At 33.8% G+C, this 13336-nt stretch carries 7 protein-coding genes; 2 read left to right on the top strand and 5 right to left on the bottom strand.

Features of this window, described 5'->3' with window-relative positions; translation table 11 throughout:
* Window positions 1-25: 25 nt before the first annotated feature.
* The 3 genes from ABD859_RS15735 to ABD859_RS15745 all read right to left on the bottom strand — a co-directional run bounded on the left by ABD859_RS15735 (window position 26) and on the right by ABD859_RS15745 (window position 2883).
* Window positions 26-862, bottom strand: coding sequence for a helix-turn-helix domain-containing protein (locus ABD859_RS15735; RefSeq protein WP_345145538.1), 837 nt, complete (start codon window positions 860-862; stop codon window positions 26-28).
* Window positions 863-1092: 230 nt separating this feature from the next.
* The gene (locus tag ABD859_RS15740; protein ID WP_345145539.1) at window positions 1093-2121 is read right to left on the bottom strand and encodes a LacI family DNA-binding transcriptional regulator; all 1029 of its coding nucleotides are present in this window, start codon (window positions 2119-2121) and stop codon (window positions 1093-1095) included.
* A gap of 312 nt (window positions 2122-2433) precedes the next feature.
* Entirely contained in the window at window positions 2434-2883 is a 450-nt protein-coding gene (locus ABD859_RS15745) for a PepSY-like domain-containing protein (protein ID WP_345145540.1), read from the bottom strand.
* Window positions 2884-3185: 302 nt separating this feature from the next.
* On the opposite strand from ABD859_RS15745, the gene ABD859_RS15750 reads away from it, so the two are divergent.
* Both ABD859_RS15750 and ABD859_RS15755 read left to right on the top strand, forming a co-directional pair.
* A complete protein-coding gene (locus tag ABD859_RS15750) occupies window positions 3186-5375 on the top strand; it encodes a tetratricopeptide repeat-containing sensor histidine kinase (protein WP_345145541.1) in 2190 nt (729 codons plus the stop codon).
* Between the two features lie 12 nt (window positions 5376-5387).
* Window positions 5388-6029, top strand: a complete 642-nt coding sequence (locus ABD859_RS15755; protein ID WP_345145542.1) for a response regulator transcription factor — start codon at window positions 5388-5390, stop codon at window positions 6027-6029.
* Here the strand turns inward: ABD859_RS15755 and ABD859_RS15760 are convergent, their stop codons facing one another.
* Both ABD859_RS15760 and ABD859_RS15765 read right to left on the bottom strand, forming a co-directional pair.
* Window positions 6030-6947, bottom strand: coding sequence for a PorP/SprF family type IX secretion system membrane protein (locus ABD859_RS15760; protein WP_345145543.1), 918 nt, complete (start codon window positions 6945-6947; stop codon window positions 6030-6032). It lies immediately after the preceding gene.
* Window positions 6948-6950: 3 nt separating this feature from the next.
* Window positions 6951-12857, bottom strand: a complete 5907-nt coding sequence (locus tag ABD859_RS15765; RefSeq protein ID WP_345145544.1) for an HYR domain-containing protein — start codon at window positions 12855-12857, stop codon at window positions 6951-6953.
* Window positions 12858-13336: the final 479 nt, after the last annotated feature.

The following is a 13336-nucleotide window of genomic DNA, read 5'->3' on the forward strand; positions in this document are numbered from 1 at the left end:
AAAACCAAAAATTGTTGCTAAAAGCTCAAATTATCTTGTGATGCTTTGGCGTAACGCCGTATTTGGTTTTATACGCCTGACTGAAACTGGAAAAGTTTTCGTAACCGGCTTCAAAATACACTTCTGACGGGCTTTTCTCCTGACCCAGCAAATAATGCGCATATTCGAGCCTTTTGTTTTGAAACCATTTTATAGGCGATTCTGAATAGTGCTTTTCGAATTCTCTTTTAAAAGTTGAAACACTCATATTGCATAAAAAAGCTAATTCTTTTAAGGTCAGTTTGCTTAAATGACTGTTTTCGATAGTACGAATGAATTTCTGTGCTGTATCATCTGAATTTGTTGTCAGCGAATGAAGAAATTCGGTTCCGTGTTGCGCTGTCAAATACAACATTAGTTCTTCAAACTTGACTTCTAACAATTTTTGCTGAACGACAGAAGGAAGCTTAGAAATGTCTACGAGACTTTCTACAAAACGTTTTAAAAATTCATCATAATCAAATGCATGAACAGATTTTGGTTCTGCTGATTCTGGTTTCGCCGATTCTATTTTTCTAATGAAAGCATGAATCATTTCATTTGAAAAAAAGAAAAGCACGCTTCTGTAATTGCTGTCATCTGCAAGCTTTTTCTCTGTCATAAGACAGTTTCCTGAACGCATGACAATAAATTGTGAAGCATTTATTGATAAAGCGGTATTATCAAAAATGACTTCTTTTGTTCCTGAAACCAGAAAACTGATAATGTTTTGATTGAGGATAATCTGTTGTTTAGAAACGTCTTTAAAACTGCTGTAGTCCACAATGTGTACTAACTGCGATTTTTCTAAATTCAGTTCATCCGGAAGGGTAATTGTTTTCAATTTTGATCAAATTATATAATTATCTAAATTTTGCAATTTAAACTTTTGGCACAATTTAAAAGGACAAAATTTTAACGCGGATAAAACGGATTCGTTATCACGAAGACGCGGATTTAAGCGGATTTTTTTATACTTCACATATAAATCTCTTTCATCCGCGGTTTACAAAATTCAGCTTATTATGAACTTGTGCATAGTTTGCACTAGTTCAATTCAAAAATATTTTAAATTTATTTCTGCGTAGATTCTCTTGCCAGTACTTCTGTGTTTAAGAAAGTAATTTCTTTGGCATCATCGTTTTTAGATGATTTTAGGTTTTTGATGATAATTTCTGCAGCTGCTTTTCCCATTTTTTCTGCGGGATGCGTGATCGTTGATAAATTTGGATCAATAATCTGCGAAATCGGGTCGTTATTAAAACCTATTACTTTAAATTCTTCAGGCACTTTTATGCCACGCTTTTTAGCAGTCTGCACGGCACTTACGGCCAAGATATCTCCAGGCGCAAAAAGCCCATCTGGAATTGGATCTAAGTCGAATAAAGCGTTGCTGGCTTTTACTCCATCTTCGTAAGTAACTGAATTTAAATTGATAATCAGCTTTTCGTCTATATCGACATTATGATCTTTTAAGGCTTCGATGTAACCTCTTTTTCTTTCGTTATATAAATTACCTAATTCTGATCCTGCTGTTATGTGTGCAATTCGAATACAACCTTGTTCAATAAGGTGTTTTGTGGCTTTGTAACCTGCTGTATAATTGTCGATTACAACTCTAAAAGTATTATAATCTTTAGGCACACGATCAACAAAAACTAAGGGAATATTATTATTAGAAAATTGATGAAAATGTGCTGTATCACGCGTTTCCATAGCCAGCGAACAAATTACGCCGCTTACACGGTTGCTGTACAAGGATTTCGCCATATTCACTTCTTCCTCATACGAGTCATGCGACTGCATAATGATTACGGTATAATCCGATTTTTGAGCCGCAATTTCGATTCCGCTGATAAGCGATGACAAGAAAGGCTGTGTAACGGTCGGAATTAAAACTCCAATCGTTTTGGTTTTGTTTCCACGCAAACCTGCCGCTAAAGTATTGGGAACAAAACCCATTTCTTCGGCAGTTTTCTTGACTTTTTTTATGGTTTTATCACTTATGGTGTGATGGTCTTTTAGAGCTCTTGAAATAGTTGATGTGGCCAAATTTAATCTTTCGGCTATATCGTAAATCGTAACGTGTTTATTTTCTTCCATAAATCAAATAAATAGAAGATGTAAATATAAACTATTTTCTCTCAAGATGTTCTTTTCGGGATTTCGCTAAAACAAAATGTCCTCCAATATATAATTGGAGGACATTTATCTTTTTTTTTAAATGAGCATAATTAAAATACATCAATTTAACACATAGAGACATAGATTTTTTAGACTAAAATAAGATAATTAAAAGAAACTCGTTTCTCACACATAGCTATGTGAATTAATAAAAGTGAAACGCCTTTTTTTAAACTCTAAAAAACTATGTATCTATGTGTTAAAAATAATTTAGTAACAGTTATTCTTATACTATTTTTTCCCGATGTTGTTTTTCTTGTCTTTCAGGATTTTGCCGTCTTTGGTAAATTCCAGATCGATTTTGTTGGTTAAATCTACATCGAGATCTTTGTGACCGTAATCAATATGAGTGATTTTTTCGTTGGGATAATTTTTCGCCACATAATCTTTTACTTCTTTCGGAATAAATGCAGTCGGTATTGGTTTGTCTCCACCATCCACTTCTCTATATGAACCGTCTTTCCAGAATTCTACTTCTGTACCATCTTTTAGTTTTACTTCGTAACCTTTTTCACCGTGTTCTGCATCTTTTTTGGCACTTTCTATTACAACATCACCAAAATGTTTTTTTAGAAATTCCTGTGCTGGTTTTGGCAGTTCTGTGACTTCGATTTTCTTCTGCGCGCTGGCCGAGATTGTTATCGTTAACAATGCAAGGACTAAAAATATTCTGTTTTTCATAATTCAATTTTTTAAGTATAGTCTCACTAATTTACGACAGGAAAAAATACATTCAAATCTATTTAAGAAACTTTTAGTGTTTTTTATCGCCATAATCATTTAATTTACAACACCTTAAAAACGATTCAAAATCATTCATAATATCACAACTTCATTCAAAAATTTTATTTTTAGAAAAGTATTTTCAATTCTTTTGTAGTACTTTTATCGCTTATTCAAAAACTGATTTAATCTTATAAATCCCAAATTTACAAGGCTTTAAAAATTACTCATTCTTCTGTTTTGAGTAAAAAACTAATGATATGAAAATCTGGCTGAGAAGACTTTTTGTACTGTTCTTCGTCTTTTTATCTATTGGTCTGCAGGCTCAGATTGAAGGTAAAAAGCAGGCTATTATTTCTAAAAAATCCATTTCGGTTAAAGAAGATAAAAACACACTCGCGCTTTATGATCTCTACAATAAAGGCGAAGAAAAAAAGGCTTATAAAAAAGCACATTTGATCTTAAAATCTAAAGTAGACAATAGAGCGCTTGCCCGAACAAATCTGCTTCTTGCTTATTATTTTAACAAAAGGGCGGTAATCGATTCTTCTATTTTTTACACCAATCAGGCTTTAAAATACAATACGGCTGTTAATGATTCTTTGAAAAACCGTCTTTTCTCGCTAGGCTATAATTTACTGGCAATCAATTATAAAAAAAGAGGATTGTTAAATGAAAGCAAAAAATGGCATATTAAAGGCATTGAAGCTTCTCAGAAATATAAAGAAAAAAACCTTTTTTATACGCATACGCATGGTTTAGCGCAGGCTTATACGGAGCTTGGAGATTATTCGAATGCGATTAAATTGTTTAAGCAATGTTTGGAATATAAAGATGATGATGAAATAATTCTGGGAAGTTATATCAATCTGGGTGACATTTATTCGAGGCTGAAGGATTATGACAACGCCAGTATTTTTTATAAAAAAGGAAAAATTCTCTGCGAAAAAACAAATAATAATCAAGGTCGTGTCATTGTTTTATTGGGACTTGGCGAGAATTATCAATTGCAAAATAAACATCAGGAGGCTTTAAAAATGTTTAAGGAAGCGCTGGCAATTGCTGACAAAAGCGAACTGAATCAATTATCCATAATTTCCAGAAGCAGTATTGGTGATAGCTATATTTCGTTAAAAAAATATGAGGATGCTAAATTGATTTTTTCTGAAGCGCTTCAAAAATCGGTTCATTTTGGCCTGCTTCAAAATCAGATGCATATTTATGATGAATTGCGAAAAATTGCGATTCAACAGAATGATTATAAAAGTGCTTATTCGTTTTTCGAAAAATCAGCGCATATAAAGGATTCTATCAGCAATCTTCAAAAAATAAAAGAGATTAACGAACTTGAAGTCAAATATAAAACGGCGCAGAAACAAAAGGAAATCGAGGTTTTGAAATTTGAAAATGAAGCTAAAAAATTAGCTTTGGCTAATCAGGAAGAAGCTTTGAAAAATATGCTTTTACAAGAGGAAATTTCGAAGAAAAAGAATGAAAATACTATTCTGGCTTTTCAGAATTCATCCAATAAAAAACGAAATGAGATTTCGCTATTAAAGAAAGATCAGCAATTGAAAGCTTTGGAAATTGACCAGCAAAAGAAAATGCGATTTTTTATTATTGCTGGTTTTCTGGTTTTTCTAGTTCCGATTATGGGACTTTTGTTTCAATACTATAAACGTTTGAAAGCGCAGCGTTTGCTGAATAGTAAACAGGCGGAAGTGAGTTCTCAAAAAATTAATACGATTTTGAAAGAACAGGAATTGGAATTAATAAAAGCTTCGATTAGCGGACAGGATAAGGAAAGACAGCGTATTTCGCAGGAACTTCATGACAGCATCGGCGGTAATTTGGCTGCTATAAAACTGCAGGTAAATCATTTAAATGCTTCTGATTTTTCTAATATTCAGAAAATCAGTTTACAGCTTGATGAAACGTATCAGCAGGTTCGCAGTATTTCGCATACGCTGCTGCCAAAGAAATTCAGCCAGAATAAATTTTTGGAGGTTTTAGAATCTTATTTTAAAAATATCAGCGAGGCGAGTAAGATTAAAATCGCTTTTATTCCGTATCCGAAAAAGGAAATTAATGAATTGAATGAGAATATTCAGATTGAAATTTTCAAAATTATTCAGGAGCTTTTAACGAATACAATTAAACACGCTAAGGCTTCGGAGGTTGAAATTCAGCTGAATTTTATTGAAAATAGTATCAATCTTTTGTTTGAGGATAACGGAATTGGTTTTGATACCGAAAAGCAGTCCAAAGGAATTGGATTTATTAATTTGGAATCTCGTATTAAAAAGCTAAACGGTTCTTTTGTAATTGATTCGAAACTGAAACGCGGTACAATTGCTAATATTGAAATTCCGGCTGAATCAGTAAAACCAAAGAAAAAAGTTAAGGGCATTGATTTGAAAAATCAGCTTGATGAATTAAAAAGCAACTAATATATTTGTTGAATGAATACTATTAATCTTCTTATTGCCGACGATCACACGATGTTTCTGCAGGGTATTATTTCGCTGTTGGAACAAGAACCCAATATTACTATTGTTGACAAGGCTGTAAATGGCAACGAAGCATTGGAAATAATAAAAAAAGGTGTTGTCGATTTTATTATTCTGGATGTAAGTATGCCGGAAATGGACGGAATTGAGTTGAGTAAGATTCTGAAAAAACAGCATCCAAATGTAAAAATCCTAATTGTAAGTACGCACAGCAATGTTATGATTGTTTCGCGATTGATTAGAATTGGCGTAAATGGCTATTTGTTGAAAAATGCGGAGAAAGAAGAACTTCTTAAAGCAATTAATACGATTGCTTCTGGCGAAAATTATTTTGCTGAAGAATTGGAAGAAAAGCATTTAACCAATAGTTCAAGAATTGAAAAACAGGTTTCTAATTTAACGGAACTGAGTTCGCGCGAAAAGGAGATTTTGGTTTTGATTGCTCACGAATATAATACGGCCGAAATTGCCGAAAAAACATTCATTAGCTTGAATACCGTAAATACGCACCGCCGTAATTTATTATCCAAATTGAATGCTAAAAATACGGCGGGTCTTGTAAAATACGCAGTTGAAAATGGTTTGGTCGATTAATTACTCAAAACCTTTTCCCAATCTGTAATTTAAAACTAATCCAAAGGTGTCCGGAATCACCACATTATCAATTGATTTGTTGTAAGTGCAAATGATTCTAAAATTGTCTGAAAGGTGAAATCCGGCGAGAAAATTAAGCGATTTTGAAGTTCTGTAACCGCCGCCAAATTCAACTTTATTTTTGTAATTGATTAAAAGATTTAAGTCAGCTTGAAATGGTGCTCCTTCTACATATTTGAACAAAACACTCGGATTGACCAGTATTTCTTCAAATCTATTGGTGAAGAATTTATATCCGAAATAGCTATAATACACGTTTTTTAAATTGGTATTATGGTTTGAATTAAAAGCTGAACTTAACAAATTTGGCGATGATAATCCGAAATAAATATGATCGCGGTTGTATAAAAATCCAACTCCAAAAGTAGGCGTAAAACTGTTTACATTTTCCTGAAATTCAGGATCATTTTCTATTCCCAGTCGTGTCAGGTTTTCATTGTAAAGCATTCCTCCTGCTGTAACTCCAAACGAAATAATATTGGGATCGTATGCCCACCATTTTCCGTTTTTATATTCAGAATCGTAATAGATTTTATAAGAATATGATGTGAAGAAAGTTGTTATGTTGGTTACTCCTACCTGATCGTGTGAAATTCCTGCAGCTAAACCTATTTTTTCGCCCCAAGTTAATTTATTTACTGAAAGATCAAAGTTTTTCGGACTTCCGTCAACCGAATTAAAATAACCATTTGTGGTCATCACCATATCAATATCATTATAATATCCGGCATGAGCAGGATTTATAAGAACGGCATTGTAATTATAACTGGAGAAAACTGGGGTTTGCTGTCCGTAAGCTCTTTCTAAAAAAATGATTAATATAAATAAAGCTAAGATTATATTGATTTTACTTTTCATGAATTAACGTTTTAAAACAAGATATCCCTTGGTTTTCTTAAAATGATTGGGTTGTTCTGTGCGGATTTCGAAGAAATAAGTTCCTTCTGGAAGCTGGTTCGCACCAAGGCTTCGACTTTTATTGGCAATTCCGCTGAACACATTTGTGGAGTTGTTGTAGCCTTTTGTTTGAAAAACTAAATCTCCCCAACGGCTGTAAATCAGCACTTCGTTTTCAGGATAATTTGTTATTCCATCAATTTCCCAAAAATCATTAATCCCGTCTCCGTTTGGAGAAAAACCATATTTTGTTTCGTCTTTTTCTGCTGGAATTACTGTTATCGTAATATAATCTTCTGCTTGACAGCCGTCTTGATTGGTAAAAATTACTTTATATGTGGTTGTTTCTGTAGGTTTTGCAATTGGGTTTCCAATTTTAATGTTGTTTAATCCCGCTGCTGGCGACCAAGAGAAAATTCCATCTTCTAAAGCTAAAGCATACAGCTGCGTTGATTCGCCTTCGTTAATTTGTAAATCGTCTCCAAGATCTACTAAAACTGGATATGAAACCATTAAGAAAGAACAGCTTGAACTGTTATTGCTTTTATCTGAAACTTTTATCGTAATTGACATGCCGTCAGAAAATGCGCTTCCCGCAACCGGTATCTGTGTAATTATCGGATTTGGATCGGTATTGTCTGTGGCAAAAATCATTTTAGTAAAATCTGGGACTGTACTTGTAGTGCAATCAACCATTTGGTTTAAAATACAGGCAAAAACCGGCGCTTCTGTGTCTTGTGTCACATGAATTTTAAACGAACAAGAAGCAGGATTTCCGCTGTTGTCTGAGACATTCATCGTAATAGTCATTCCGTCAGTAACATTAGTTCCTGCGATTGGTGTCTGGGTTATCGTTAAATTGGAATCACAATTGTCTGTTGCAACTATCAGCGAACGATAATCTGGCAGAACTGCTCCAAAAGCCAGATTCTGATCACCCATACAAGTGATTTGAGGAGCCGTAACATCCGCGGAAACGTTAACTTTGAAAGTGCAATACGACTCATTATTTGATGCATCTTTTGCTGTTAAAGTTATTGTCATTCCGCTTGTAAAAGCACCTCCAGCAGATGGACTTTGAGAAATTACTGGTGAGGCATCGCAATTATCGTTTGCTGTAACTAGAGGCGTATAATCTGGTATTATACTGCCGCACGATAATGTTTGATCTCCGATACAAGTAATTACGGGTGCAGTCAAATCTGCGGAAGTGTTTACTTTAAAATTACAAATTGAACTATTATTGGAAACATCTTTTGCTGTTATAGTTATGGTCATTCCGTCTGTGAAAGGACTTCCCGCAACTGGATTTTGTGTTAAAACTGGCGAAGGATCACAATTATCGGTCACCGTTATTAAAGCTGTATAATCTGGGATTATTGCTCCACATGATAAACTTTGATCTGTGATACACGTAATTACGGGTGCAATTCCATCCGCGGAAGCGTTGACTTTAAATGTGCAATAAGACTCGTTGTTTGAAATATCTTTGGCTGTAATTGTTATTGTCATTCCTTCTAAGAAAGGACTTCCCACGATTGGATTTTGAGTTAAAATTGGCGACGCATCACAATTATCGGTTACGTTTATTAAAGCCGTATAATCTGGAATTGTTGCTCCACATGATAAACTCTGATCTCCAATACACGTAATTACGGGCGCAATTCCATCCGCGAAAGCGTTGACTTTAAATGTGCAATAAGATTCGTTATTTGAAACATCTTTGGCCGTAATTGTTATTGTCATTCCGTCAACAAATGGACTTCCTGCAATTGGGTTTTGTGTATATGTTATTGTTCCAAGACAATTGTCTGTTGCAGAAACTAAACTTCTGTAATCGGGCAACGTGCTTCCACAAGCCAAGTTTTGATCTGGAATACAAGTTATAATAGGCTTAGTAATATCTGGAACCGCAGAATGTACTACAAAATTACATTCGGCTGAATTTCCTGATTCATCTGTATATTTTATTTTGACAGGAATTCCATCATAGAAAGGCGTTCCTGGTACTGGCGTTATTTCATAATGCACATTTTCACTGCAATTATCTGCTAGATTCATCATAGGATCGATGGCGTAATTCGGAATTACGTCACCACAATTTAAAGTAACATTGGTTGGACATGTAAAAGTTGGAGGCGCTGTATCTGCACCAGAAGCATTTATAATAATGTTGCAATGCGTTATATTTCCGGCTTCATCTTTGGCTGAGAAATCAATCTGCATTCCATCAAAAAAAGTCGAGCCTTCTCCAGGATATTGTGTAAGTTCTATATCTCCAGCTGTATCATCGGTTACAGTAAGCAAATCCAAATAATTTGGCACCAAAGATCCACATGCCAAAAGCTGATTTCCCGGACAGGTTAATACTGGTGCTAAATCTGCATTTGATGTTATTGTAAAACTGCAGATTTGTTCGTTTGTACTAGCATCTGTCGCTTTTAAAGTTATAGTTTGAACTCCTCCTGTATAAATTGTTCCAGGCGAAGGATTTTGTGTTATTATTGGATTATTATCGCAGTTATCACTTACTGTAATAGCGGTTTTGTAATCCGGAATTGCATCTCCGACAGCAAGAGTTTTATTTGTTGGACAATTGCTTATAACGGGTTTCTGGGTATCGGGAACTACTGCTTTTCCATACATTACATAAGCAGTTCCGGGATCTTCGTTTATCTTTATAGATTCAAATGGTGAATAATATTTATTGTTTCCAATGATAATATCATCAAATCCATCATTATTAATGTCTCCAGCAAAATTTAAGGAGTTTCTATACGAATATCCTTGAAGAATTTTCAATCCGTCTTTAACGGTAAAAGTATTAACATCAATGGTGTTGGTCCAAGTATTTTTTCCATATAAAACATATATAGAGCTTGTACCTTCTCTAAAAATATAATCGTTAATTCCGTCGTTATTAAAATCTCCAATTCCGCCATATTTATCAATTCCAAATCCAGTAACGATTTTAAATCCGTTAGTTCCATTCAGATTATTTAAATTTACAGAAGCCGGAAAGCTGGAAGAACCAAAAAGAATGTAAGTTCCACTAAAAACAATATCATTAAGTCCGTCATTATTTAAATCTCCTGTTTTGCTGACAGTTCCATATTTCAAAGATTCTAAAGAATGACTTACAACAAATCCGTTACTGCCGTTTAAATTATCAACATTAAATGTACTCGGAAATCCTGATCGGCCATAAATCACGTATTTCTTTTCTCCCTCATAACTTGAAACAGCAATATCAGGAATACCGTCACCATTTACATCTCCTAATCCTGCAACCGATCTACCTACTTTATCAGTTGCCGGATTACTTGTGATTATACATCCGTTTGTTCCGTTAAGATCTGTACCCAAAATTAAAGCTGGAAAACTTCCATTTTTCCCATAAATAACATATACTTTTTCAAATCTTCCTGTTCCCGTAACAGCTATATCATCGAAACCATCATTGTTAAAATCCCCAATATTATCAATACTGTATCCTGCTGCTTCATAATAATTAGTCCCCATAAAAGTGAAGCCATTACTACCATTTAAACTTGATAAAAGCATTTCTGACGGAAAACCGCTTGTTTTACCAAATACAACATAAAGCGCTCCTACTGTCCAATCTAGACCTCGTCGAATTGGTGCACTAAACATAAAATCATCTATTCCGTCTCTATTAATATCTCCTGCATTTGAAACCTGATATCCTGTCTCATCATCACCCGTAAGATTAATATCGTCTTTGATTTTGAATCCGTTAGTGCCGTCTAGATACTTTAAATCAACAATAGGTGGAAATCCAGTTGATTTTCCAAAAACCACATAAATTTTAGCATTTATGTAATCATTACTGTTACTAAAAGTTCCTGAAAATGAATACGAACTTCCAATAGCACTAACAATGAAATCTGTTATGCCGTCTCCGTTTATATCTCCCGCTTTACTAACACTATAACCCATATTTACAGTTCCATTTTCTCCATTAATTACAAAACCATTAGAACCATCTAAATTTCCTAATGAATAATTAAATGTATTACAGGTAGGAGACGGCGGAGGACTTTTTAATTTTACCAAAAAAGTACACGAATTTGTATTCCCAGCTAAATCTGTAACCGTAATAGTAACATTTGTATCTGCAGTAAAAAAAGTTCCTTGGGGCGGATTTTGTGTAACGATTAAATCGGAGTTATTTATGTAAGTACAATTATCGATTAAATCTGGTAAATAAGAAACATAATCAGGAAGTGATGAATTTGCAAAAAGTCCCTGGGTTGGAGGGCAAGTGATTGTAGGTTTTACAGCATCAATACGATCCATTTTTTCTCCATAAAATATATATGCATTTCCTTTATCCCAATAATATTCATCCCTCCTTACGTACCCTAAAATAAAATCATTTTTACCATCTTGATTAAAATCTCGAATTCCGGCTACATCATATCCAAAAAAAGCAGTAGAATAGCCATCATAACTATCAAAAATCTGATATCCTACTGTGTTTAAAATCGTTTTTTCATTAACAATGCCTGTCGCCGTATTTCCCCCAAAAACGATATAAACTGATCCATTATATGTAATTCCCCTTTTTGAAGAAATGGCAATATCACTTTTACCATCGTTGTTAACATCGAAAATTCCCTCTACATTAAACCCAAACTCACTTCCTTCTTTTGTTCCCTGAAAAATAACACCCGTACTTGCATTTATACTTTCAATAGTAAAAGTGCTGGGAAATGTATTTCTTCCAAAAACAACATATGCTTCACCTACACTATTTTTACCTGTTAAATTTTTTCCAGGTATGCCCAGAATAAAATCATCAATCCCGTCATGATTAAAATCTCCCGCCGCAGCAACAGATTTACCCAGATTATTATACGAACCTGTATTTGTAATTGTAAATCCATCTGGATTGCTTAAAGTTTCTAATTGAATAGAAGACGGAAAAGTCAAATTTTTTCCAAAAATCACTGCCACTCTTCCTGTATTATAATCAAAACCTTCTCTATATGATGGACAGCCAATAATGACATCATCAATTCCATCATTATTAATATCCCCAGCATTTCTAGCTGTTGAACCTATTCCTGAACTTGTTTCTGAATATCCTTTAATAGTTAAACCATTTGTCCCAGACAAAGCAGATGTATTTAAGTTATTTATCGAAATACTACCAAAGACTATATAATAATTTGCCTTACTGTTAATATTTTCTGTAATAATTATATCTGCAATTCCATCGTGATTAACATCTCCTGCATAACTCACATCATTTACCTTGGTTGTTAACGCTGAATCCAGCGTAATAAACAATCCTTTTGTATTATCAATATCGCTTCTGTTATATAAAGGTTGAAATCCAGAATTTTTACCATAAAAAATAAAAGCAGTTCCTTTTCCCGTTGGATTAAAATTATCACCAACAAGTATATCATCAATTCCATCGTGGTTAAAATCTCCAGCGTAACTCAGCATTGATCCAAGTTTTTCTTCTGCGCTAATACCTCTTATTATAAAACCATTGGTTCCGTTTAAGGTGGAAACATCAAATGAGCTAAAAGAAAAACCTGATCCCCCAAAAATCACGTAAATTTCACCTACATTAGACATTCCACCAAAATCGGTACCCGGCGCTCCAATCATAATATCTGGAATTCCATCTCCATTTATATCACCAGCCGATTTAGTTTGAAAACCCAAATCGTCCTTAGATTCTTTTCCCTCCAATGAAAACCCATTTGCACCGTCTAAAATTGATTTAGGCACCTGAGGACAACCATTTTGTGCATAAAAATTACTTATGCAGAAGAACAATAATAAGATTAAAATACCTCGAATGAGGCATATTTTACTGTTATGATGTATCATGTCGATATACTCTATTTACACTATTTCTAAGCGCAAAACTATAATATCGCTAAATCCCGTACATCACTATAAATAATGATTTTAGAATTAAAATCTATATATTTAAATTATTTAGGCAGACTAAAAGAATAGGCAGATTTAAAAAAAAAAGCACTATCAAACATGAAAATTGAGAGAATTGTTCATTACTATTTTCTATACATAAGTAAAAAGAAAGACTTTCAAAATGTATTTTAATTATTTTCATGGAAGATAAAGATAATTGAACTAATTAAAAAATACTCATTTTCAACAATTTACTACATAAGTTTAAAAAACATTATAACATTTTCTCTATTGAGAACGATCTCTTAACTTTTGCGACAAAATCCTGTATACTAAAAAAGCATTTAAATATTTTGGAAGTATTATAAAACAAAAAACCCTATCCGAATTGGATAGGGTTTTTAAAAAGAAAGGCGACGACATACTCTCCCACA

This window comes from Flavobacterium ginsengiterrae (assembly GCF_039539785.1).
Classification (GTDB): domain Bacteria; phylum Bacteroidota; class Bacteroidia; order Flavobacteriales; family Flavobacteriaceae; genus Flavobacterium; species Flavobacterium ginsengiterrae.